The organism is Psychrobacter sp. Arc9 (assembly GCF_041431295.1).
In the GTDB taxonomy this organism is placed as follows: domain Bacteria; phylum Pseudomonadota; class Gammaproteobacteria; order Pseudomonadales; family Moraxellaceae; genus Psychrobacter.
Window position 1 is genome coordinate 17,866 of record NZ_JASMRK010000018.1, and the last position, 22,999, is coordinate 40,864.

The window sequence follows — 22,999 nt, forward strand, 5'->3', positions numbered from 1 at the left end:
TTCAATCAGATGGTAATAATAGGGTAGTCATGAGCTTGTTACCAAAGGCCTTAACCGCACCAATAAAATCAGCTCTGAGCCGCTGGTTTGCCGCGCGCGCACCTAAGAGTGACAGTGCTACGCTTAATTTGCGCAATGTCTATATTTTCTTTAGTCGTGAAGGAATGCTATTCGCCGTATTATTAGTAATTACCTTTATCGCAGGTATCAACTATGGCAACAATTTGGTGCTTGGTTTGTGCTTTTATCTGGTCAGTATTTGGCTAATTAGTTTTCATGTTACTTTTGCTCATATATCTGGTCTGCAAGTGCGTTTACTAGAAGTCACTATGACAGAAGCTAGCTTGCCTGTTTGGGTTACACTACAGTTGAATAGTGATAGTCGCCAACCAAGGCGTCAGTTGCTATTTGAATTTGAGCAGTTAGCCAATAAGAAAACCAAAAATGGCACAAACACGCAAAGTTCAGTGCTTATCACACGGCTACAAGGCGAGCAAGTCATTCGACTGCCTGTCCAGACCTACAACCGTGGCCAACTTGAACTACCACGGTTAAAAATAAAAACAGTTTATCCATTAGGTATCATGCGTGCATGGTCTTATGTCTACTTTGCGCGTACAGCGTGGGTATATCCAAAACCTGAAGTATTTGATTGGCAAGAAAAATATGCAATCGCAAGCTTAGAGGATTTACCAACAGGTGGGCAGTATAGACAGGGTCAGGACGACTTTGAGCGATTAGACAACTATATCGAGGGTGAATCATTGGCCCGAGTCTCTTGGGGGCATGTAGCGCGGGGACAAGGTATGCTGACCAAGCACTTCGCTGATCCGGTCGGTCATGAGCAAACGCTTGATTATGCAGATATGCCAGCTGCACATCACGAGCAAAAACTTGCACAATTGGCTTATGGGGCATGGACGCTGGGTCAGCTAGGTGTACCGTTTCAAATGCGTTTACCTAGTGATACTCCTGCTACTACGGAGATGGGTAACGGAGAATCCTTTGCGCAAGTATGCTTGCTAAGGCTTGCGAAAGCACCATGACCAATTCTAAACGCTCATCTTCTGCTGATGTTGATACACGGTCCACAGAATATTCTACGGTCGATGCTACAAAAACGGCCAGCTTTGAGCAGTTGGCTTTAGGTCAAAAAGTCTCGTTTCGACCTGAGCGAAATGACGCTAAATGGTATCGTAAGTTATTAGCACTGCCAGCTTATTATTGGGTATTAATTGCTCAAGTCGTCGTTGTGTTACCGCATGCCGCACATTTACCATTATGGTTGATAGGATTTGCCGCCGTCAGTATCGCCGCTCAATTGCCTTATATCAAAGCTAAATTCAAAAAACTATCGCATCTAAAGCGTATTTATCAAAGTGTACAAATGCTAGGCTTTCTGCTGGGGCTATTAGGTCTGTGGCTAACCTACAATACAGCATTTGGGCTCGATATGGGTGTGGCGTTTTTGGTGTTATGCCTAGTTAGCAAACTGTGGGAGCTATATAAGCGCCGCGATGCCTATGTGGTGTTGAATTTATCATTGTTCGTGCTTGCGGCATTATTTTTGATGGACCAAGGTTTACTGACTACTTTAGAAGTGATCGTTGGCGCAATCATTGTATTGCTAGCATTTATTGCGCTTAATGATGATAGCAATGCTAGCGGTGATGGACGCTTGCGTACATTGGGCGTGTTAGGGGTTGGTGCATTGCCATTATTAGTGGTGCTATTTTTGTTTTTTCCAAGACTGCCCCCACTGTGGTCCGTACAGCTCTCAGGTCAGCAAGCTACTACAGGTGTCTCTGATAGCATGTCTCCTGGTGATTTTGCCAATTTGGGGCAGTCAACTGAGCTGGCTTTTCGCGTAGAGTTTGATGGTGAGCGCCCACCGCAACAGCAGTTGTATTGGCGCGGTTTGGTATTTAGTGATTTTGATGGTGTCACATGGCGCCCAGCCCCTCAAAAGGATCAATGGTCGTCGAGATTGCAAGCACCTGCATGGATTCAGAACGCCTTCGCTACTGTACCTGATGAATCAAGGGCGGCACCTGTCAATTACAAGGTTATCTTAGAACCCACTCAGCAAAACTGGCTATTTGGTCTTGATTATCCGTTTTCTGAACAGCCAGATATCAATACTACCTCTGAATTTACCTTATCAAAGGATCAACCTGTTACGCAGCAGCTTCGCTATGATGTGTTGCAGTTTGCACAGATGCGTATTGATCCAGTTCTAACAGAGGCATCAAGACGTGAGAACCTTGCCTTGCCTAATGAAGGTAATCCACAAGCACGCGCGCTGGCTAAGCAATTATTTGAGCAGTCAGGTTCAGACCCTGTGCGCTACATAGCGGCTATCGAGCAATGGATTAATCGAACAGATTTTCGCTATACGCTGTCGCCACCACGGCTCAATACCAATCGCATTGACGAATTTTTATTTGAAACCAAAGCAGGGTTTTGTGAGCATTATTCGTCAAGCTTTACCTTTATGCTCCGCGCCGCTGGCATTCCTGCACGAGTAGTAGCCGGCTATCAAGGCGGTGAGCCGAGTCGCAATGGTAACGTATGGGAAGTGCGGCAAATGGATGCGCACGCATGGACTGAGGTTTGGCTTGAGGGCCAAGGCTGGGTACGTGTGGATCCGACAGCCTTTGTGGCACCTGAGCGAGTAGAGCGAGGCATGAATACGATGACCGAGCAGCAAGGGGCAGCCATGTTTGGCAATGGTGCCAGTGCACAAATCAGCTATCAGCAGTATCAGATGCTACAAACGCTACGCCGCCTATCAGACCAAGCGAGCTACTACTGGCAAAAAGACGTAGTCGGCTATGACCAAGACAAACAGGCAGACTCATTACTCAAATGGTTCAATATTAGCTCAATCATGCAGCAAGTCGTTTGGTTAGCCACCAGTGCGGTTTCCGTTATGGCTATCTTAGTATTTGTCATTTGGTATCGCCGCCGCAAACGTTGGCATCCAGCAGACTTACCTCTTGCTCAGCTCTCAAAACGTGTTGCCAAACATGATAAATTATTAGCTCGCAATGATAACGAAGGGCAGCTAGCTTGGCTGGAACGTTTGGCATCGGCTACTGATAGCCGTCAGGGTGACAATGCCCAATCTGCTACGAGTCAGCTAACAGATAGTAGCGACCCAATCGTTATTCAAACAAAGCTTATTGAAATTAGACAAAACTACCGTCAGTTACGCTATGGACGATTGAGTACATTTGATAGCAGTCATAGCGAGTATCAAGAACGACTCAAACAACTTAAAAAAGATGTGCGCGCATTGTTATAGAGGTTTTTGGTGATAGTGCTATTAAGTTACTTTGATGATAGTGCTGTTGAGGTATTTTGAACTGACGATAAGTTAGATAAGCGAATTAGTAAGAGAGGCGGTTATATGGCGATATATGTAGATTTTGTGCAGATAAAATTCAAAGGCCATAAGTGGTGTCATATGCTGGCGGATAGCTTGCAAGAGCTGCATGATTTTGCGGCATTTATTGATGTGGATGCGCGTCTATTTCATCGCAACGCTAGCTATCCTCATTATGATATCACGGTTCAAATGCGTGAAATCGCTATTGCCCAAGGTGCTATTCCTGCCGATAGAAAAAAGATTATCGAGTGCGCAAAGAAATTGAAAGTAGAGTTGAATGACCAGATGGAGCAATCTAGTCATTCTTGATATGAGGGATTTTTAAGTAAATAAGTAATGTTTCAATTGCCTGTTCACTTATTTATTCAACTATATCGAGCGCATTATTTTGCGGTGGCTGCAGTACTGATTACGTTAAGTGCTTTTGAGATATTAGCAATCTCAGTATCGCAACCTTTGATATTGTGGCGTGTCTTGAGGTAGTCAGGGTTGTTGTATGACAGCCATACTTTCTTATCAGCATCTTCGCTAATCAAGATTTTTTGTGGTAAATCAATGGCAACGGTTTGCTCACAGTTCATTAATGGCGTACCTGCTTTAGGGTTGCCAAACATAACGACTTGCGTTGGTCTCAATGATAAGTCGGCACTCTGTGCATTTTTCTGATGGTCGACTCGTGCAAATACTTTCATACCCTTGCTTTCGATAACTGAGACCAGTTTGTCTGCGGTATCTTGGACGGAGTGATTGCTCTGTAAAGTTACCAAGCCTTTTTCGGCATTGATAGAGGTTGTGGTGTCTGTCATAGCACCAGTGCTATTGGTTTTATCCAGCAGCGTATCGATACTGGCACAAGAGGAAACGGCCACTGCTAGTGCAGCGATAGAGACGATTTTAATCATAATGATACCTATAAGTTATCTGTAGTATGGTCAGTCCTAACTATAATGAGCAACATCGAATATTCATTGTGCGTAATCAGGTTTGTGATTGCAATACGTCTTAACAGAACGTTAAACCAAATGTTCTGCCAAATAATCTACGAGCAGTCTAATCTTTGGTGATAAATGACGGTTATGTGGATAAATGGCCCAAATGCTTTCTTCGGGTTCTCTATAGTCATCGAGTAAACTGACTAACTCGCCAGACGCTAAGTACTTTTGCACATAGTAATCAGGCAGCTGTACGATACCCAGACCTTTTAGCGCAGCATCGACCAGACTATAGCCGCTGTTATATTGCACCGTACCAGAGACACGCAGGTTCCTTTCTACGCTCGTTTGTTGGTTGTTCGTCTTCCCATGAGCATCGCTGTTCTCTTTTGTTTTAGTGGTATCTATAAAATGCCAATAATCACGAGTACCCAACAGGCAGTTATGTTGACTTAAGTCACTCAGTTGGTGTGGTATGCCGTGTTTTTTTAGATAAGAGGGTGCCGCGCAGACAAAGTTAGTACGCAGGCTAAGTTTCTTTGCCATCATCGTCGAGTCATGCAATTTGCCAATACGAATCGCCAAATCATATCCTTCTTCAATCAAGTCGATTTTCTGATTACTCAAAAAGGCAGTCACTTCGATATCGTGATACTGCATCATAAAATCATTGATGAGTGGTAATAACTGCTGCTCACCATAAGTAACGGGTGCTGTTAGTTTTATCCTGCCTTGAGGCTTTGATTGTAAGTTGCTTACGGCTTGCTCAGCGGCATCTAAGCCGTCGAGTACACTGCGGCAGTGCTGATAGAATACACGGCCTTCTTCGGTGAGTGAAACCTTGCGCGTGGTTCGATATAGCAGCTTTATATTTAAGCGTTTCTCTAACGCGCTGATTTGGCGGCTGACTTGTGCAGTCGAGATACCCAGCTCTTTTGCACCACGCGTAAAGCTCTCGAATTCTGCAACATAGACAAACTCACTAATTCCTTCCCAGCGCATTATTATTACCAATATGTAAAAGATATTTGCAAATATAGCATATTGTTATCCGCTCAGAAATAAATATAATGGTTAGTATCAATGTAAACAGATGGTGTTTTACTGTCATCGATGCTTGCCTATAGAGGGCAGGCAAGATAAGCTCAGTCTATCTTTATTCGTTTTAACTGTAGATATAGTGAACGCCAAAATCCATAAAATTCGTTAGAAAGTTATTAAAACTGCTTGTACTTATAACGCAACTGTTATGTCGTCACCCATAAATAACAATCAATTAAAAAGAGAGATTCTTATGTCTGATAAGTTTATTAAATCAAAAGCCGCCATCGCGTGGGGTCCAAAACAGCCACTATCTATCGAAGAAGTGGACGTCATGCTACCGCGCAAAGGCGAAGTATTGGTAAAAATCGTCGCCAGTGGTGTCTGTCACACAGATGCTTTTACCTTATCTGGTGAAGACCCAGAAGGCGTATTCCCTGCGATTTTGGGTCATGAAGGCGGCGGTATCGTTGAGCAAGTTGGCGAAGGCGTGACCAGCGTTCAGGTCGGTGACCATGTCATTCCGTTGTACACGGCAGAATGCGGCGTCTGTAAAATGTGCCGCTCAGGAAAAACCAATCTTTGCTCGGCAGTACGCGAGACGCAAGGTAAAGGCTTGATGCCAGATGGCACGACGCGTTTTTACAAAGACGGCGAACCTATCTACCATTATATGGGTTGCTCAACGTTTTCTGAGTACACGGTTTTACCAGAGATTTCTTTGGCTAAAGTCAATAAAGAAGCGCCATTAGAAGAAGTCTGCTTGCTTGGTTGCGGTGTAACTACTGGCATGGGCGCGGTCATGAATACTGCAAAAGTTGAAGAGGGCGCTACCGTTGCTATCTTTGGACTGGGCGGCATTGGACTATCCGCAGTCATCGGTGCGGCGATGGCAAAAGCCAGCCGTATCATTGTGATTGATATTAACGAGAGCAAGTTTGAGTTAGCTAAAAAACTAGGCGCAACCGATTGCATCAATCCAAAAGACTACGACAAACCGATTCAGGAAGTCATCGTTGATCTAACCGATGGCGGTGTGGATTATTCGTTTGAATGTATCGGTAACGTCGATGTCATGCGTTCAGCGCTAGAGTGCTGCCATAAAGGTTGGGGCGAGTCAGTCATCATCGGTGTCGCTGGTGCTGGACAAGAAATCTCAACCCGTCCATTCCAGTTAGTGACTGGTCGAGTCTGGAAGGGCTCAGCATTTGGCGGTGTAAAAGGTCGCACAGAACTACCAGGTTATGTCGAGCGTTATCTGGCAGGTGAGATTCCTTTACAAGACTTCATCACTCATACGATGCCGATAGAAGACGTCAACGAAGCGTTTGACTTGATGCACAAAGGCGAAAGTATCCGTACGGTTGTACATTTCTCAGAGTAGTTAGCAACGACGTTATTGTCTTAGAAATGCTTTGTTAAAAATAAAAAGGCTGCTTCAATATTGAAGCAGCCTTTTTTTAATACTATTTTCACGCATAGCTTAAAGTTTAAATGTATCAAGCATTCTTTTTGCTAATGATTAGATCCGCTAGTGTCGATAAATCTGATGCAGTCAAATCAGGAACTGGTACATTGGGCGCGTTCAGCATTGCATTATAAGGACGGGTCAAAAATGCACCGCGACAACCTGCCGCTTGTGCACCTATAGTATCCCAGAGGTGACAGGCAACAAGACATAAGTCTGACGTATCAACGGCTAGCGTATCAGCCACCAATTGATAAGTATCAGGTGCTGGCTTGAACTTGCCAACAGTCTCAATACTAAAGTGCTGCTCAAAGAATTGACTGAGTCCTGCTTTTTCTAATGGCGTTGGAGACGCACTGCTTGCTGAATTAGTCAGCGTGACCAGTCGAAACCCTGCATCACGCAAACGAGTCAGTGCTGGCGCTGCATCAGGATGAGCCGGCAACGAGCTCATTCTTTCTTTGAACTCATTGATATCAGCATCTGTCAAAGTCACTTGTCTGATATCAGCAACCATTTGCAGAGCACCAACGCCAAGTTCACCAAAAGGCGTATAGAGACCGGACAACGTCATAGTTTGCGAGTACAGTACTAGCTGAGCGAACCATTCTCTTAGCACTCTTTGCTTGCCAAAGACGCGTATGAATAAAGGCGTTAGCGTATCGATATCGAGCAGTGTTTCGTTGACGTCGAATACAATAATCGAGGGAAAGCGTTCAGAAGACATAAAGTATCCTTTTATAGAATGACATTTTTATAACGTCAGGTGGTTTACTCAGTCATGTTCATGTTGGCCAATTGCTCTAAGATACTGACATAGTTCTCGACCCCTTGAGCGCCGCTGACCAGATGACGCTCATTAAAGATAATCGCTGGTACACTTTGGATGCCTTGCTGTTGCCAATGCTGCTCTTCTGCTCGTACTTCTTTCGCAAAGAATTGACCTTCTAACACTGCCAATGATTCACTACGATCAAGCCCAGTCTCTGCTGCAATATCGGCAAGCACGTTGATATCGGAGATATCTCTGTTATTGGTGAAATGCGCGGCAAACAAGGCTTGCTTTAATTCATGCATGCGGCCTTGTTGATCAGCGAAATGTATCAGCTGATGCAAGTTAAAGGTGTTGTGCATGCGTGTATCATCATTGAAATTAAATTCAAAGCCAACTTCTTGTCCAGCTTCAGTCATTCTGACTCGGCTAGCATCTGATTCTTGTTTAGTAGAGCCGTACTTCTCAATGATGTGTTCACGTAGGTTTTGACCTTCACTTGGCATATTTGGGTTTAACTCAAACGGATGCCAGTGGATAGTGTGAGCGGTATTGGTTTGCTCAAGTGCTGCTGCCAATTGACGATAGCCGATAACGCACCAAGGGCAGACGACGTCTGAGACGATATCTATTCGGAGTGGTTTTTCTGATGTGCTCATATTTCCTCACGGGTATTATTATGTATGTTTTGTTTGGGATATATAGATAGTGGCATATCAGTTGGAATCAAGCAGATATACCTAGTTATCAGACAACTATAACTAGTTACCATGTATCAAGTCAGTTCATACTAAGAGAATGACTAAGTGATTACAATGTAGTCTGCGCAGTCGGCGTCGCCAATTCGGTAGCGTAATTGTAACCATTACTAATAAGAAAGTAGGCGTTTTTGCAATACGCTGACTCAGTCATAACAAAACCTACGAATACTTAACCAAGCAAGCATAGTTATAAAATAGCTTTTTATTTAAAGTGACTTCGTTAAATAGCAATCGAAGAAGAAAAATTCTAAGAAGAACAAATATCAATAACGGAGTCATAGATGAAAAACATCACTGAAGCAATGAACTGGCGCTACAGCACAAAAGAATTTGATACCGATAAGAAAATCTCAGCAGAAGATTTCCAAAGTCTAAAGGATATTTTGCGCCTTAGTCCTTCGAGTACCAACATTCAGCCGTGGCATTTTGTCATTGCTGATGATGAAGCAGGTAAAGCCCGAATCGCAAAAGGCACTGAGGGCATGTATGAGTTCAACGATGCCAAAGTAAAAGGTGCCTCGCACGTCATTGTATTCTGTAGCCGTGTCTATGCTGATGATGAGTTTTTGGATGACATCTTAGAAAAAGAAGATGCAGATGGTCGTTTTGCAGAGCCAAAATTTAAAGAGCAAATGCATGAGACGCGTAAAATGTTTTTGGACATTCGTCGTTATGAGCAAAAGGACGAACCACATTGGTTGATAGAGCAATTGTATCTTAATATGGGCGCTTTGCTACTAGGGGCAGCAGCTTTGGGTATTGATGCGGTTCCGATGGAAGGGGCGGATTTGAAAGCACTTGATAAAGAGTTTGATTTACGTAGTAAAGGCTACACCGCTGTGGCAGTCGTATCACTTGGTTATCGTAGTAAAGATGACTTTAACGCTGAATTACCAAAATCACGTTTTGATGAAGAAACGATTATCACGAAGGCATAGCCAGTTATTATCTAAGCAAAGAACATTTTTGATAGACAGATCTACTAAATACTATACGTAAAAATTCTATTTAAGAGCCTCGTAAACTGACTGTTTATGGGGCTTTTTTTTAGGGACTTCCTTTGAAATAACGTTAAAAACTGATGATAAAAAATATACTACCTATTAGCAGCGCTAACATTTCGAGTAGCAGCGCTAATATTTCGAGAATTTTGCAGATTAGAAACTACACTGGAATCCCTACAAAGTAAAAACAAAACAACTGTTTTCATACGTCATAATAAATTTATTGACATTGTCATTTTGAAGCGTATTTCACCACTCTATTATATTCACCTGCCAGCGAGAAGCCAGCATGTCTACTTTGACCTTAACAATCAATAAGCAAGATTATCAGCTCGAAAATCTTGACGCTCGTACGACACTGCTCGACGTCTGTCGTCAGCACCTACAAATTACTGGACCCAAAAAAGGCTGCGACCATGGTCAATGCGGGGCTTGTACCATGCTCATCAATGGACGACGGGTCAATTCCTGTCTGACACTCGCCGTTATGCATGATGGTGATGACATCACAACGATCGAAGGCATCGGGATGCCAGAGTCATTATCGGCATTGCAGCAAGCGTTTAAAGACAATGACGCTTTTCAGTGTGGGTACTGTACGCCAGGTCAGATTTGTTCAGCGACCGCATTGATAGAAGAAGTGAAACAAAATTGGCCAAGCCATGTTAGCACCGACTTAAAAAATCCTGATGGTCTCCTTGTACAAGAAATTGCTGAGCGCATGAGCGGTAATATCTGCCGTTGCTCAGCTTATCCAAATATCATTAAAGCCATTTCACAAGTGCTTGAGAGTCAGGTTTCAGAGAGTCAAGTATCAGAGTCTAGTACTCAAACAACAGACAACGCAGTGCAAAACTCAAGCGTGACAGGTATCTGGTCACCGCCACCGAGCGAGGCGCAACTTGGTAGGACCTCAGCGAATAACAAGACAGCAACTGCTACAACAGGAGGCCGCTCATGAAACGCTTTGAATATAGTCGTGCTGATGCACCAGAGCAAGCGGCAATATCTGCTAGTACCAAAGATGCGTCTTTTATCGCAGGTGGTACCAACTTGTTAGACTTGATGAAATTGGAGATTGAAACGCCAATTAAATTGGTTGATATTACCCGTTTAGAATTAGAGCAAGTCGAAACCACTGCTGACGGTGGTTTGCGTATCGGTACGCTTGTGACCAACAGCGATTTGGCAGCGCATCCTGAGGTTATTGCAAATTATCCAGTATTATCCCGAGCGATTTTGGCAGGAGCGACTGGTCAGCTGCGTAATAAAGCAACGACTGGCGGTAACTTCTTACAGCGCACCCGTTGTTATTATTTTTATCAGACGGACAGCGCCTGTAATAAGCGTGAACCGGGAACCGGTTGTCCAGCTATTAATGGCGAGAACCGTACGCTAGCTATTTTGGGCACGAGCGATGACTGTATTGCTCAGCATCCATCTGATATGGCGGTAGCAATGCGCTTGCTTGATGCCACTATCGAGACAGTTAAAGCGGATGGATCGACTCGTTCTATCAATGTGAAGGATTTTTATTGCTTACCAAAAGACACGCCGCATATCGAAAACGTATTGGAAGCAGGTGAGCTGATTACTCACGTTGTATTACCTGCACCTGTCAAAGGTATGCATACTTATGACAAAGTGCGAGATCGCGCCTCATATGCGTTTGCGCTCGTGTCCTGTGCCGCAGTGATAGACGCTGATGATAACGGTAATCTAAAAACGGTACGATTGGCATTTGGTGGTATCGGTACGGAGCCATGGCGTAACGAGGAAGTTGAAACGTTGTTAATGGGTACTGATGGCAATAATGATGTTATCGCGCAAGCTGCCAATCTGTTATTGAATGATGCCAAAGGTAATGGTCAAAACGACTTTAAAATACCGTTGACGCGTCGCCTACTAAAACAAGTCATTCAGCGCGCACTAGCGGGCGAGGGAGCATAATCATGTCATTATTTGAATCAATCACTCAGTCAGAACCGACCAAAAAAATGACCATGGATGAGCCTGTTGAGTCTTTGTTTAGCACAACAGCGAGCAAACTGGTTGGTAAGCCAATTAACCGTGTTGATGGTTCCCTAAAGGTTAGCGGTCAAGCGAAATACAGTGCCGAAATATACTTGGACAATCAAGCCTATGGTGTATTGGTAGGCGCGACCATTGCTAAAGGTCAAGTTGAGAGTATCGATAGTGACTCTCTAAAAGGCATTCCTAATATTATTAAAGTCGTGACCGATCCTGAGCACTTTTTGCGTAACTCTCAACAAGGGACAAAAACTAAAGCACCCAAGCAAGGGGTTAGCGAGATTTTTTATCATGGTCAGCCTATTGCTGTCGTGGTTGCTGAGACTTTTGAGGCGGCAAGAGAAGGCGCTAAAGCGCTGAAAGTGACTTATAAGGATGAGACTGACCAAGCGGCACTGAACTTTACCCAAGAGCTCTCTAACGCACATGCGGTAGATGAAGAAAAAGGCTCTGATAAAAATAATGTCCAAGGCGATCCAGACCAAGGCTTAGCTGATGCGGCAGTGACCGTTGATCGCTTTTATCATACCCCAAGTCAAAGCAACTCTCCGATGGAGCCCCATACAACGTTGGCTCATTGGGAAGGCGATAAGCTCGTTCTGTATACTTCCAATCAGATGATCGCTTCTTGCAAACAGCAAGTCATGGATGCTCTGGACCTAAATAAAGATCAAGTACAACTGATCGCACACTATGTGGGTGGTGGATTCGGTAGTAAGCTCGGTATTGCTCCTGAATCTATTGCAGCGGCGATTGCTGCGAAAGATCTGGGTCGTCCTGTGCTAATCACGATGACGCGTTCACAAGTGATGGAAGCAACGGTCAGACGCTCAAACACGCGTCAGCGTATCGCTATTGGTTGTAATAAAGAAGGTATTATCAACACATTTATTCATGATACTACGACCAGTAATTTGCCAGGAGAAGCTTTTTTTGAGCCGACGGCATTATCTACCCATTATCTATACCGTGGTGAAAACCGCCGTGTACATTATCAGATGGTAGATATGAATCAAGTATTATCAGGCTCGATGCGTGCGCCGGGTGAGGCGGTGGGTTTGATTGCGGTTGAATGTGCCATGGACGAGCTAGCCTCACAGCTGGACATTGATCCAATCGAGCTGCGCCGCCGTAATGAGCCTGAAGAGGACCCTACCGAAGAGATTCCTTTCTCCACCCGTCAGCTAGTCGCTTGTATGGAGAAGGGCGCTGAACAGTTTGGTTGGGATAAGCATAATCCCAAGCCTGCCAGTCAATTAGAAGGTGACTGGTGGATAGGTACAGGCATGGCGGCGGCTGCCCGTGGTAACCAATTACAGCCATCTGAAGCACGTGCAACCTTACAGGTAGATGAGTCAAAAGCACTTGGTATCAAAGCAGTTATCGAGACAGACATGACAGACATCGGTACAGGGTCTTATACGGTGTTTTCTCAGGTAGCGGCAGACCTGTTAGGACTGCCTATCGACCATGTTGAGATGAAACTAGGTGACAGTGCATTGCCACCAGCATCAGGCTCAGGTGGCAGTTGGGGTGCTGCGAGTGCGGGTAGTGGTGTCTATCTTGCTTGTGAGCAGCTGCGTGAAATGCTAGCAGAAAAAGTTGGTCTGTATCCTGACAACATTCAGTTAGACAATGGTCAAATCAAGAAAACAGGCGAGCATGCTTTAACGGCAATGGAAGCTGCCAAAAAGAGCGGCCAATCATTTGCTGACAGCACTATTGATAAGCTATCGCAAACCACAGGGCTTTCGCTATCAGGACAGTCAGCATCACAAGAGTATGATTTTGATAATACAGAGTCTTATGCGCTTGCGGATGTGGTCGCTGACTATGATGAGCAAAAAATCACTGCCAAAGGCCAGATAAAACCGGGTAAGAACGGTAAGAGCCATCGCCAAGCCTCTTTTGGTGCGAACTTCGCTGAAGTGGCGGTTCATAAAGTCACTGGTGAGATTCGGGTGAAACGTATGACAGGTGCATTTGCCGCTGGTCGTATTCTTAACCATAAAACAGCGACTTCGCAATGCTATGGTGGCATGGTATTCGGTATTGGCTCAGCGTTGATGGAAGAGGTCATCCACGATAAACGTGACGGACGCCTGTGTAACCATGATCTCGCTGAATATCATGTGCCAGTCAATGCCGATGTACCACAGTTAGATGTGATATTGGTAGAAGAGGATGATCCTTATACCAACCCAATGCATATCAAGGGCATTGGGGAGACTGCTATTGCTGGTGCTGCCGCCGCGATTGCTAACGCTGTCTATAATGCCGTCGGCGTACGCGTTTATGATTTTCCGATTACGCTTGATAAATTGCTTTACGAGATGCCAGAGTAAATTTTTAAGCCATATGTACGACAGCAACCCGCTTAATGAGCGGGTTTTTATAACTCAATCAGCAGTATATTTCGTTATTATCAAGAAAATAACTACCAAATAAGAGGCGTTATGAATCAGGTCGCTGACATTCTTAAGCTGGCAATCAAAGCTAAGCAACAAGGTATTGATGCTGTATTGGCAACGGTTGTACGTACTGAAGGCTCAGCATATCGCCGTGCTGGCGCGATGATGCTCATCTGTGAGGATGGTCGCTCAGTTGGGATGATTAGTGGTGGCTGCTTGGAGCCGCACATTATCAAACGTGCCTTCTGGCTTACTCGTAACGGTGCCAATGTGCAAGTTTATCAGACGGGTGATGACATTCAATATGCTGACGATGGCCAAGCGCAAGCAGGTGCTAAAGAAACTAAGTCTGATATATATGATGGGCCAGATAGCGATTTAGATAACGACTTAAATAGCGGCTTAGATGAAGCGGATTTTGATGAGCTTAATTTTGGATTGGGCTGTAATGGGCGAGTGCATGTATTGTTTGAGCGACTAACGACAGCAACGCCATTGCTAGAGACAATCCGTAATGTTCGACGTACTCAGCAGCCGATTACTGTAGCGACTTTGATTCGTGCTAACGACTATCAGCATCAAGGTTCTGTATCGCAAAACAGGGATAACTTGCAAATCGGGATGCGGATTAATTTAGATGAATACCGCAGTTTGGGAAGCGTTTCTGCACTAGGGAAGACAGCGTTTTCAAGCATACTTGCCAATACCGTAGAAGAGTTAGCAGAATATAAGCTATCTGATAAAAATGCCGAATATGTGACGGTGGAAAACGGCAAGGTAACAACAGAGTGGCTTGTACAACGCCTGCAACCACAATTGCGTCTATTGATTTGCGGTGCAGGTAACGACGTGATGCCACTAGTGACCATGGCCAAGCTACAAGATTGGCATGTGACGGTCGTAGACAGTCGCTCGCAATATGCGACGCGTATGCGGTTTCCTCAAGCAGATGTTGTGATGTCGATACCCTTAGATGACCGTGAGACTTTGCTTAAGCTCAGTAATAACGCAGCCGTCGCTCTGATGTCACACAGTTTGAGTCAAGATCGTGCTCGCCTAGCAATACTGCTCGAACATCCAGACAATTATAGATACTTAGGGCAATTGGGGCCGCGCTATCGTACTGAACGCTTGATTAATGAGATTAGCATGAATCTTAGCAATCCTACTATGTTAGAAGCTGGCATTCATAAATTGCATTATCCGATTGGTTATAAGCTGGGCGGAGATGGCCCTGAGGCACTCGCGCTTGGCATCATGGCAGAGATTAATGCAGTCATGCACAATCAAGATGCTCCAGTAAGTGGTTCGCATAACAATGTTTCAGATATCCCAGCGGTGAGTAGTAATACAGATGCCAATACTGTCCAGAGTGGCGTATGAGCAAGCGTGCATTTACAGAAGGTGCTGAACATACAAAAAGTACTGAACAGCAGAGCCAAAACCATGCGGTCATCATCTTGGCAAGTGGCCTCAGTCAGCGCCTTGGCCAACCCAAGCAGCTACTTGTTAAACATGGCGATCCGTTAATTACTTATATGACTCGACTGACAACAACTACCAATCCGAAAGCCATCGTCGTTGTCATTCCTGATAACCATCGTTTGATTGCTAGTACGATTACAGAGTTGGCTAATCAATATCCAACGGTTCAAATAGTGGTGAACTCACAAGCTGATACTGGTATGGCGCATAGTTTGAGTCTGGGTGTTGAGGCAATTGTTGCTCTTGAATCAACTTCAATCGATCGAGTGCTCATCATGGGAGTAGATCAAGTATTATTAGATGAGCCACATTTAACAGCTTTGCTAGCGGGCAAGCAGACGGTAGTGGCCAGTCGCTATCACAGTTGGCAAGATTTAGCGAAACATCAAAATCGAGATCAAACGGTGTCTGATATTATAGGTCTGCCTTTAGCAGTTAACTATAAATTGCTTAGACAGTGGCAGTCAGAATTGATAGGAGATAAAGGGCTTCGTCACCTCATTAGAGGGTTGCCCGCTGATCAAATAGGTGAGGTCGATAATGACCAACTTAGCTACGATATTGATACGCCCGAGCAGCTAGCATTTGCCAAACAACAAGGCTGGCTTGATAGCTAACTTGATTAATTTAATTGATTTTGAACAGTATTCATTTTGAACAACGAAATGCGAGAGAATAAAATTATAAATATGATAGAAACCGAACGACTGTATCTCAGACAGTGGCAAGCGAGCGACTTTGCGCCATTCGCTGAGATGAATGCTGATTCTAAAGTAATGGAATACTTTCCTAAGTTATTAACTACTTCGATGAGTAATGCTATCGCCAAAAAATGCCAGTCGCTGATTGATGATAATGGGTGGGGTTTTTGGGCGGTGAGTCTAAAAGAAACAGATACTTTTATCGGTATGGTTGGGTTAAATCATGCGCATGCCGATATGCCGTTTTCTCCTGCTGTCGAGATTGCTTGGCGCTTACATAATGACTATTGGGGACAAGGTTATGCAACTGAAGCTGCCCGAGCATCTCTGGATTTTGCCTTTGTTGAGCTAGAGACTGAGGAAGTCGTTGCCTTTACTGCCGTTATCAATAAGCGCTCACAACTAGTTATGGAGCGCCTTGGTATGACAAATACACAGGAGGATTTTTTTCACCCTATGCTTGAGTCTAATCATCGGCTCGCTAAGCATGTGCTGTACAAAATCACTCGGCAGCAATGGCAGGATACTGTGCTCACTTAATTGCATTGACAGCTGGCTTTTACTCTGTTTGGCTACTATTATCTCGCGAAAACGTCAGAATATGCCCTTTAAATGGCAAGTCTAGATAAGTCGTATTTTCAGGTTTTACATGCTTACTACTAAAGCCAAACTCAGTCATCTTGTTGGTTAGCTTGTTTTTGCGACCGCGACCAGGATCGACCACGATGACTTCGCAAGTCGGCATAGCATGACGGTCAATGAACTCGGCTAATATATCAATGTGTTGGTCTGCATAGAGCAAGTCACTGCCGATAATCATATCAAACTTACCCAAATGGCTATTGTCCTCTGCCCAGTCTAAACGCTCAAAATTAATCTCTTTATTATTATTCAGCGTGGTATTTCTATCAAGGAAATACTCAACCGTTGGATGATAGTCAGTCGCTGTGATGTCCGCATGTCTATGGTTAAGTAGCAAACTAGAGAGCGCCATACCGCAGCCAACTTCCAAAATACGTTTACCTGTAATATCATAATCGAGCATATGATTGGCCAGCACCAAGCTTGACGGCCATATCACCCCAAACATCGGCCAAGAAGCGGAGCAGATGCCCAGATTTAACGCTTCATCGTCAGGGTCGCTAAATTGTTGATTGTCACGCAAAGTGCAAATATGAATGTCGGTGTTGCCAATTTCAATCGTTTGATAACGCACGCGCACAGTGGTCAGCGAAGTCATAAACTGTCCTAAAAAATAAGCAAGAATGCAAGTTTTGGCAGGGGTTGCCGATTTCGGTAGGGTACAACGTTGAAAAAGATAATTAAAATGTTGGAAGCTGTATAGATGTTTGAATGATTAGAGATTTGTGGCAACTTAAGTCGTGGCAAGAAAATACTTAAATGTGTGATGAGAGTATGACCTAAATTCTGACAAGTTATTGTTAATTCTGAGACTATTGTTATTGCTGCGTAGAATTGGCTGATATCAAAGAGTGATATAGATAAGAATGGTACGAAAAGATTTGCATGAGCATAAGCAGTGCGTTTGATTTTAGCTAAGCGCACTGCTTATGCTCGCGTAAAAGATTGAGCTTGAGCATCAAATCAGTCGATATAGTGGAATGAATTAAGCGAGTTAAATCAGTTAAGAAATCTCAATCCAGACGTTTTAAGGGCCCATACTAACTCTACAAAGGCACGACTGTTGGTCAGAGGTTCGCCATCGATGATGAGAACGTAGCCTGCATTATCTATCCATAAAAATACAAAGCTGGTCTCAGGAATGAGTAGGTCGACCTGTTGAAAAAACGAGATTGCCTGACTCTCTACTGCCCACCCACGTTGCTTTTGGCGGAGCATAAAGCCTGAAAAATCAGCGGCGGCGACACTGAGCATGTCCGCTTCTTCTTGACTATAGCCAACTCGTGCCAAACAAAACCCTTCATCAGAGCCGATCGCGGCACGGCGTTTACCAGATAAGCTCGCCACGACATAAGGCAAAAACTGGTCCAATGGCAAGTTAGGCGCTGGTAAAAACAGCGACAGCTTTTCAATCCAACCTTGTTCGATAAAGCCTTGTAGCCATTGTTCAGAATAACGCTGAAGCCAGTCAGCAGCGAGCAGTGTCTGATCATAAGACAGCAAATCCTGTAATGCCAACTGCTCATCAGTTGGTTCGTTCTGTGAAAACGCCTCAAAAATACCAGCTGGCGTCAGGGTAAGATAGGTTTTATCAGCATTTAAGTAAGAGGACATAGTAACTACCATTATGATAAAAGTGATTAATAGGTGACAAATTAGGCTTTCATATCGTTGAGTTCAAATAATTTCGATACAAGGAAACCGAGCGTAAGTTATACATTAGTATGCTTAGCGAGGATGACGATGTAGCGGATTTATATGGATTTGACTGTAGTTTGATCGAGATGTTGTTGGCAGTTGTCCCAACGTGCATCGAACTGCCAATCACTTCTACCCAAGCGAAACCATACCAGCGAAAATGCGAGACGATCATTGCGCGCAGTACAATGGGCAAAAAACTCATTTTCGATTTGCTCAATCGTACCCCAGTCTTCGTCCTCACGCGCTTGCATCAGCTCAGTGGTGATATCTTTAGCGATTTCTCGGGCATCGTCGCTGCTGATACGCAGCCGTTGCTTTTGCTCATTGAGAGAAGGGGATATCAGCACACTCCAACGAGTGGCCAACATACTATTGCGCTGGATGTATCTTTTCTTATCAATGCAATCGCGAAAGCCTTGCTGGACATGAGGATACAAACGATCTTTGATACGAGTAAATAGGTTGTTTACATCATATGGGATATCAAACCAGCACCCATAAAAAAAGTCCGCTACAGCGCCTTGTAACGGCTCTTTCTCCGTCAACAGTAACGCTGCATTGATACGCTGCTCATGAAAGTGACGGTTGTTAGGAGCTAAAAATACTTTACGAGAGTAAAACCGAAATACTCGGTGCGCGACTCTTTCATTTTCTTTGATCAGGTCTGAATCAGACATAATAATACCCTCCTGTCATCGCTATTATTACGACGGTGCTTGCTTCAGTGGTGATGACTCCATATAACAAGCGATGATGTAATCCAGAGAAATAGCGCTTGATATCAATACAATGGTTGAGCGACTAATCCAATAACGTCTGCATTAAATCAATCATAAACTCGGCATCTTCTTCGCTCATTGGCTCAAACCCTTGAGGCATGCCGAGCTCAGCCAAGGCTTCTTTACCATCTGCATCGTTGTGTAAATTGAGGATGGCTTCTAGGAAGATTTGCGCGTCAGGAAAGTCTTCTTTAACAAGGAGTACATGACTGATATCAGCCAAGTCACTTTCGATAAGTACCGATAGCTGAGTTTTGGTCAAGCGTGAAAAGCTATGAAATATCTCTGCCAAGAAAAACGCGACTTGGGCTTCACCTTTGATGACTTTTCGGGCAGCCGCTTGATAGGTCTCGGTCACATCCCAGTTGAGATCAGAGGCTTCTATATCGACGGCTTCTAGCAATCGCAAGCCAATCAGTTTGACATCTCGGTTGTCGGCCATCGCGACAGTAGCCCCTGCTTGAATGTCTTCCAAACGGCTGATAGTGCTATTGGCAGCGGCTGCAATGATCATCTCGTCAGATTTACCGATAGGTCGGGCAATGGCTCGATAGCCTTGCTCGCGGATGAGAGTGGCTGCATCAAAAGGGTTGGCATAAATGATTTGAATGTCACCAGCATCAATGACCTGCTCTTGCTCAGCGTGAGAGGCAGGAATATTGAGATGCATATTTAAGTTGGCACGTTTTTGAATCAAGGTGTTGAACATGTGCCAGCCTGCAAAGCGATCAGGCGAAAAATCAGGGGCGATTAACATATTGTGTGTCGTCATGAGTTAGCCTTCCTCATCTTGTTTCATTTGGGCATATTGAGTCATCGCCGCTTCAATTTTGCTGCGTGATGGTTTGCGTCGTACCGAGGTGTAGCCGACGGTTTCACCGCGACGCACGTTAGGCACCACAGTGGCATAGACCCAATAATGACTGCCGTCTTTGCATAAGTTTTTGACATAGCCATGCCATTTTTGTCCAGACTCGGCAGTACTCCATAAGTCTTTATAGGCAGCTTTTGGCATATCAGGATGACGCAAAATATAGTGCTGTTGGCCAATCAATTCATCTACATGATAGCCACTGATTTCGACAAAGGCGTCGTTGACGTGAGTGATGATACCGTCGAGATTGGTACGCGAGACAATCAGTTTGCCATCTGGGTAGGGGCGCTCTATACCAGTATCATAGACAGTCCGTGACGTGCCATCATGATAAGTCATCGTGATTTGCTCAGCAGGCATATCGGGTTTGTGTGCATCAGGGATTGGAGAACCCATGGTCATCTCCTTCGTTGATCGTTATGTCGTCAATCCTCTATAAATTGGATACGGTGTCAGCCTTGCTTAGCCTACTACTTGTAGTACTTTCACTCGGTTTTCTTATATTCAAATTATATTGAACCGACTATGTTTATAGTAATTAAAAGCTAATAAATTCGATAAGCAGTCGCCAATCAAATGAGCTTTGCCAACGCTTCTGAGGCACGCTTAATATCTAGGAATATCAAGCCAAGCTTGGCATTGGGTTTTGCCATGATGGTAAGTACGGCTTCATCGCCTGATGAGGTCATGATGACATAGCCTTTCTCGCCTTGAATCATAATGCGATCGATACTACCGCGTGCCAACTCGCGACCTGCTCGATCACCCAATGATAATAATGCTGCTGACATAGCACCCACACGATCTTCATCCACGCCGGTTGGTAGAGCTGAAGCAATCATAAGACCATCGTTAGAGATTAGGGCAGATGCTTCAACATCTGCTGATGAACTGTTTAAGTCTTCCAATATCTGCTGAAATGAATCTGTACGCATATCGCTTTCTCTGTACTGGTGATTGGTTTTTTATTTATGAACTAATGAAGTTAGTCAAAAATATCCTTGTTTAAAGAAAGGTGTTATAAATCCTTACTAATAATATTGATATACATTTGCCCAATTAAAAGTAAATTTTTTGGACTTTTATGCCTTTTGTCATCAAATCATTACCCTTTATCTTTATTTTTTCGAGGAAAATGATGGTTTTTTATTATGTCTAATCGATGAGCGGTTGAAGACCTAGCAAGATCCTTGGTATTTTTTTCAATAGAGATATTTTTTGTAACTATAGATTAATGTCCACCATTGCTATCAAACGGAGCCGCTGAAATTTAGCTAATAAAAATCACTTATAGATTCTTATGATGAAGATATTTACTAGACTTATAAGTCTCAAAAATGATATACAGTCATGAGGGGATAAATGTTGACACTTCTAAATGCGTTATAAAGATACAAATTGAGTCAGCTTTTTTGATCCTATCAGTCTCTATACATAATCTTGTATAGGGGCGATTTCAGTCTTACATCAACGTTTATAGCCCTTTCGTTTACTCAATATGTTGTAGCGTCGATGTAAATAATTACTATCACCAGTTTTATCCTAAGGAAGAAATACATGAGCATCAGTGAAGCCATCCAAAAAGTCGAAGCACGTTATGCCCATCAGCCCGAATTTATTCAAGCAGTAAAAGAGGTGGCAATTACGATTCAACCTTTATATGATGCGCATCCTGAATATAGTACGTTAAAGGTATTCGAGCGTTTGGTAGAGCCTGATCGGGTATTTGGCTTTCGTATCAATTGGGAAGATGATCAAGGCGTGGTACAAGTCAATCGTGGTTGGCGTGTGCAGTTTTGCAATGCTCTAGGCCCTTACAAAGGCGGTCTTAGATTCCATCCTACCGTCAATCAATCCGTATTGAAGTTCTTAGGCTTCGAGCAGATTTTTAAAAATGCCTTAACTGGCTTACCGATTGGCGGCGGTAAAGGTGGGTCAGATTTTGATCCTAAAGGCAAAACGGACAGCGAGATTCGTCGTTTTTGCTATGCCTTTATGCGTGAGCTACATCATTACGTGAGCAAAGACATGGATGTGCCTGCTGGTGACATCGGCGTCGGTGGTCGAGAAGTTAGCTATATGTTTGCGATGTATAAGAATTTAACGCGTGAATCAACAGGGGTTATCACTGGCAAAGGTGTGGGCTTCGGTGGCAGCTTGATGCGTACAGAGGCGACTGGCTATGGTGCAGTCTACTTCTTAGAAAACATGCTCATCGCTCAGAACGATACGCTTCAAGGCAAAAGGGTGCTGATATCAGGGGCAGGTAATGTCTCATTACATGCTGCCGAAAAAGTGAATGCGCTAGGTGGTATGGCAATAACTGTCTCTGATTCACAAGGGACGTTGCATGATGAAAAGGGTCTCAATCAAGAAAAAATTGATTGGCTCAAAAAACAAAAGCAGCAAAACAAGCCTTTAGCAGAGTATATTGATGTTTATGGTGGCGAGTGGCTTGCTAAACAAAAACCATGGCAGTTTGAAGCTGATATTGCGATTCCATGCGCTACTCAAAATGAAGTCAATGAAGCTGATGCCAAATTATTGGTCGAAAATGGCGTGAAGTATGTGGTGGAAGGCGCTAATATGCCGCTCACTGCGGAAGCAATTGATTATATCCGTTTGCACCGTGTTCATTATGCACCTGGTAAAGCTGCTAATGCGGGCGGGGTAGCAGTATCTGCGCTTGAAATGTCGCAAAACTCTGTCCGTCAATATCAAACCTTTGAGCAAGTCGATGAGCGTCTAAAAGGTATTATGAAAGATATCCACGACAGTGCTGCGAATGCTTCAGAACAATATGGTCAAACTGACAATGGGTATATCGATTATATGGCTGGTGCCAATATGGTTGGCTTCAAACGTGTGGCTGATGCGTTGGTCGCTTTTGGTATTTTGAACTAGTCTTACTTATAAGTGGTAAACAAGCCTTAGTGGTTGGTTAATATGGACAAATAGCAAAGCCCCAATCATTGAATGGTTGGGGCTTTTTAATTGAGATAAACA

General features: G+C 44.0%; 22 protein-coding genes. 12 read left to right on the forward strand and 10 right to left on the reverse strand.

The window, feature by feature from the left end:
- Positions 1–29 precede the first annotated feature (29 nt).
- From QO187_RS09960 to QO187_RS09970, 3 genes are all read left to right on the forward strand, one after another.
- A complete protein-coding gene (locus QO187_RS09960) occupies positions 30–1,046 on the forward strand; it encodes a hypothetical protein (RefSeq protein ID WP_102093845.1) in 1,017 nt (338 codons plus the stop codon).
- Positions 1,043–3,307, forward strand: coding sequence for a transglutaminaseTgpA domain-containing protein (locus QO187_RS09965; protein WP_371548238.1), 2,265 nt, complete (start codon positions 1,043–1,045; stop codon positions 3,305–3,307). The genes QO187_RS09960 and QO187_RS09965 overlap by 4 nt, the downstream gene beginning before the upstream one ends.
- A 105-nt stretch (positions 3,308–3,412) precedes the next feature.
- A complete protein-coding gene (locus QO187_RS09970; RefSeq protein ID WP_102093848.1) occupies positions 3,413–3,700 on the forward strand; it encodes a DUF4031 domain-containing protein in 288 nt (95 codons plus the stop codon).
- A 74-nt stretch (positions 3,701–3,774) separates the two neighbouring features.
- Here QO187_RS09970 and QO187_RS09975 read toward each other — a convergent pair whose 3' ends face one another.
- Both QO187_RS09975 and QO187_RS09980 read right to left on the reverse strand, forming a co-directional pair.
- Complete coding sequence (locus QO187_RS09975; protein WP_371548241.1) at positions 3,775–4,293, reverse strand: DUF302 domain-containing protein; 519 nt, start codon at positions 4,291–4,293, stop codon at positions 3,775–3,777.
- 111 nt (positions 4,294–4,404) lie between these two features.
- Positions 4,405–5,325, reverse strand: coding sequence for a LysR family transcriptional regulator (locus tag QO187_RS09980; protein ID WP_371548242.1), 921 nt, complete (start codon positions 5,323–5,325; stop codon positions 4,405–4,407).
- 292 nt (positions 5,326–5,617) lie between these two features.
- Here QO187_RS09980 and QO187_RS09985 point away from each other — a divergent pair, with 292 nt between their 5' ends.
- On the forward strand, positions 5,618–6,748 hold the full coding sequence (locus QO187_RS09985; protein ID WP_102090419.1) for an S-(hydroxymethyl)glutathione dehydrogenase/class III alcohol dehydrogenase: 1,131 nt from the start codon (positions 5,618–5,620) through the stop codon (positions 6,746–6,748).
- 115 nt (positions 6,749–6,863) lie between these two features.
- Here the strand turns inward: QO187_RS09985 and QO187_RS09990 are convergent, their stop codons facing one another.
- Both QO187_RS09990 and QO187_RS09995 read right to left on the reverse strand, forming a co-directional pair.
- Complete coding sequence (locus tag QO187_RS09990) at positions 6,864–7,559, reverse strand: haloacid dehalogenase type II (protein WP_102093854.1); 696 nt, start codon at positions 7,557–7,559, stop codon at positions 6,864–6,866.
- A 44-nt stretch (positions 7,560–7,603) separates the two neighbouring features.
- Positions 7,604–8,263 (reverse strand): DsbA family protein, encoded by a 660-nt coding sequence (locus QO187_RS09995; protein ID WP_102093856.1) that lies wholly within the window; start codon positions 8,261–8,263, stop codon positions 7,604–7,606.
- A gap of 383 nt (positions 8,264–8,646) precedes the next feature.
- On the opposite strand from QO187_RS09995, the gene nfsB reads away from it, so the two are divergent.
- The 7 genes from nfsB (at position 8,647) to QO187_RS10030 (ending at position 16,537) form a co-directional block, all read left to right on the forward strand.
- Positions 8,647–9,303 carry an oxygen-insensitive NAD(P)H nitroreductase gene (nfsB, locus tag QO187_RS10000; protein ID WP_102093857.1) on the forward strand — a complete coding sequence of 219 codons (657 nt, stop codon included), beginning with the start codon at positions 8,647–8,649 and terminating at the stop codon, positions 9,301–9,303.
- Between the two features lie 355 nt (positions 9,304–9,658).
- Entirely contained in the window at positions 9,659–10,330 is a 672-nt protein-coding gene (locus QO187_RS10005) for a 2Fe-2S iron-sulfur cluster-binding protein (protein ID WP_102093859.1), read from the forward strand.
- Positions 10,327–11,319 (forward strand): xanthine dehydrogenase family protein subunit M, encoded by a 993-nt coding sequence (locus QO187_RS10010; protein WP_102093861.1) that lies wholly within the window; start codon positions 10,327–10,329, stop codon positions 11,317–11,319. Before QO187_RS10005 ends, QO187_RS10010 begins: the two co-directional genes overlap by 4 nt.
- Before the next feature lie 2 nt (positions 11,320–11,321).
- Positions 11,322–13,745 (forward strand): xanthine dehydrogenase family protein molybdopterin-binding subunit, encoded by a 2,424-nt coding sequence (locus QO187_RS10015; protein WP_102093862.1) that lies wholly within the window; start codon positions 11,322–11,324, stop codon positions 13,743–13,745.
- 111 nt (positions 13,746–13,856) lie between these two features.
- Positions 13,857–15,194 carry an XdhC family protein gene (locus QO187_RS10020; protein WP_102093864.1) on the forward strand — a complete coding sequence of 446 codons (1,338 nt, stop codon included), beginning with the start codon at positions 13,857–13,859 and terminating at the stop codon, positions 15,192–15,194.
- On the forward strand, positions 15,191–15,913 hold the full coding sequence (locus tag QO187_RS10025) for a nucleotidyltransferase family protein (RefSeq protein ID WP_102093865.1): 723 nt from the start codon (positions 15,191–15,193) through the stop codon (positions 15,911–15,913). Before QO187_RS10020 ends, QO187_RS10025 begins: the two co-directional genes overlap by 4 nt.
- 72 nt (positions 15,914–15,985) lie before the next feature.
- A complete protein-coding gene (locus tag QO187_RS10030) occupies positions 15,986–16,537 on the forward strand; it encodes a GNAT family N-acetyltransferase (RefSeq protein ID WP_371548247.1) in 552 nt (183 codons plus the stop codon).
- 19 nt (positions 16,538–16,556) lie between these two features.
- On the opposite strand, the gene QO187_RS10035 is transcribed toward QO187_RS10030, so the two are convergent.
- The 6 genes from QO187_RS10035 to QO187_RS10060 form a co-directional block, all read right to left on the reverse strand.
- Positions 16,557–17,237, reverse strand: a complete 681-nt coding sequence (locus tag QO187_RS10035) for a methyltransferase (RefSeq protein WP_371548249.1) — start codon at positions 17,235–17,237, stop codon at positions 16,557–16,559.
- Between the two features lie 401 nt (positions 17,238–17,638).
- Positions 17,639–18,253 carry a hypothetical protein gene (locus QO187_RS10040; RefSeq protein ID WP_102090409.1) on the reverse strand — a complete coding sequence of 205 codons (615 nt, stop codon included), beginning with the start codon at positions 18,251–18,253 and terminating at the stop codon, positions 17,639–17,641.
- 140 nt (positions 18,254–18,393) lie between these two features.
- Positions 18,394–19,017 carry a hypothetical protein gene (locus tag QO187_RS10045; RefSeq protein WP_371548251.1) on the reverse strand — a complete coding sequence of 208 codons (624 nt, stop codon included), beginning with the start codon at positions 19,015–19,017 and terminating at the stop codon, positions 18,394–18,396.
- Between the two features lie 124 nt (positions 19,018–19,141).
- On the reverse strand, positions 19,142–19,891 hold the full coding sequence (locus tag QO187_RS10050) for a PhnD/SsuA/transferrin family substrate-binding protein (RefSeq protein ID WP_160022000.1): 750 nt from the start codon (positions 19,889–19,891) through the stop codon (positions 19,142–19,144).
- 3 nt (positions 19,892–19,894) lie between these two features.
- Positions 19,895–20,389 (reverse strand): PAS domain-containing protein, encoded by a 495-nt coding sequence (locus QO187_RS10055; protein ID WP_101205202.1) that lies wholly within the window; start codon positions 20,387–20,389, stop codon positions 19,895–19,897.
- A 176-nt stretch (positions 20,390–20,565) separates the two neighbouring features.
- Positions 20,566–20,928 carry a roadblock/LC7 domain-containing protein gene (locus tag QO187_RS10060; protein WP_010201036.1) on the reverse strand — a complete coding sequence of 121 codons (363 nt, stop codon included), beginning with the start codon at positions 20,926–20,928 and terminating at the stop codon, positions 20,566–20,568.
- A gap of 622 nt (positions 20,929–21,550) precedes the next feature.
- On the opposite strand from QO187_RS10060, the gene gdhA reads away from it, so the two are divergent.
- Positions 21,551–22,897: an NADP-specific glutamate dehydrogenase gene (gene gdhA / locus QO187_RS10065; RefSeq protein WP_371548254.1), complete on the forward strand. Its 1,347-nt coding sequence runs from the start codon at positions 21,551–21,553 to the stop codon at positions 22,895–22,897.
- Positions 22,898–22,999 lie beyond the last annotated feature (102 nt).

Coding starts and splice junctions, on each gene's coding strand:
- QO187_RS09960 (WP_102093845.1), top strand. CDS start 30: ATGAGCTTGTTACCAAAGGCCTTAACCGCACCAATAAAATCAGCTCTG.
- QO187_RS09965 (WP_371548238.1), top strand. CDS start 1,043: ATGACCAATTCTAAACGCTCATCTTCTGCTGATGTTGATACACGGTCC.
- QO187_RS09970 (WP_102093848.1), top strand. CDS start 3,413: ATGGCGATATATGTAGATTTTGTGCAGATAAAATTCAAAGGCCATAAG.
- QO187_RS09975 (WP_371548241.1), bottom strand. CDS start 4,293: ATGATTAAAATCGTCTCTATCGCTGCACTAGCAGTGGCCGTTTCCTCT.
- QO187_RS09980 (WP_371548242.1), bottom strand. CDS start 5,325: ATGCGCTGGGAAGGAATTAGTGAGTTTGTCTATGTTGCAGAATTCGAG.
- QO187_RS09985 (WP_102090419.1), top strand. CDS start 5,618: ATGTCTGATAAGTTTATTAAATCAAAAGCCGCCATCGCGTGGGGTCCA.
- QO187_RS09990 (WP_102093854.1), bottom strand. CDS start 7,559: ATGTCTTCTGAACGCTTTCCCTCGATTATTGTATTCGACGTCAACGAA.
- QO187_RS09995 (WP_102093856.1), bottom strand. CDS start 8,263: ATGAGCACATCAGAAAAACCACTCCGAATAGATATCGTCTCAGACGTC.
- nfsB (WP_102093857.1), top strand. CDS start 8,647: ATGAAAAACATCACTGAAGCAATGAACTGGCGCTACAGCACAAAAGAA.
- QO187_RS10005 (WP_102093859.1), top strand. CDS start 9,659: ATGTCTACTTTGACCTTAACAATCAATAAGCAAGATTATCAGCTCGAA.
- QO187_RS10010 (WP_102093861.1), top strand. CDS start 10,327: ATGAAACGCTTTGAATATAGTCGTGCTGATGCACCAGAGCAAGCGGCA.
- QO187_RS10015 (WP_102093862.1), top strand. CDS start 11,322: ATGTCATTATTTGAATCAATCACTCAGTCAGAACCGACCAAAAAAATG.
- QO187_RS10020 (WP_102093864.1), top strand. CDS start 13,857: ATGAATCAGGTCGCTGACATTCTTAAGCTGGCAATCAAAGCTAAGCAA.
- QO187_RS10025 (WP_102093865.1), top strand. CDS start 15,191: ATGAGCAAGCGTGCATTTACAGAAGGTGCTGAACATACAAAAAGTACT.
- QO187_RS10030 (WP_371548247.1), top strand. CDS start 15,986: ATGATAGAAACCGAACGACTGTATCTCAGACAGTGGCAAGCGAGCGAC.
- QO187_RS10035 (WP_371548249.1), bottom strand. CDS start 17,237: ATGACTTCGCTGACCACTGTGCGCGTGCGTTATCAAACGATTGAAATT.
- QO187_RS10040 (WP_102090409.1), bottom strand. CDS start 18,253: ATGTCCTCTTACTTAAATGCTGATAAAACCTATCTTACCCTGACGCCA.
- QO187_RS10045 (WP_371548251.1), bottom strand. CDS start 19,017: ATGTCTGATTCAGACCTGATCAAAGAAAATGAAAGAGTCGCGCACCGA.
- QO187_RS10050 (WP_160022000.1), bottom strand. CDS start 19,891: ATGACGACACACAATATGTTAATCGCCCCTGATTTTTCGCCTGATCGC.
- QO187_RS10055 (WP_101205202.1), bottom strand. CDS start 20,389: ATGGGTTCTCCAATCCCTGATGCACACAAACCCGATATGCCTGCTGAG.
- QO187_RS10060 (WP_010201036.1), bottom strand. CDS start 20,928: ATGCGTACAGATTCATTTCAGCAGATATTGGAAGACTTAAACAGTTCA.
- gdhA (WP_371548254.1), top strand. CDS start 21,551: ATGAGCATCAGTGAAGCCATCCAAAAAGTCGAAGCACGTTATGCCCAT.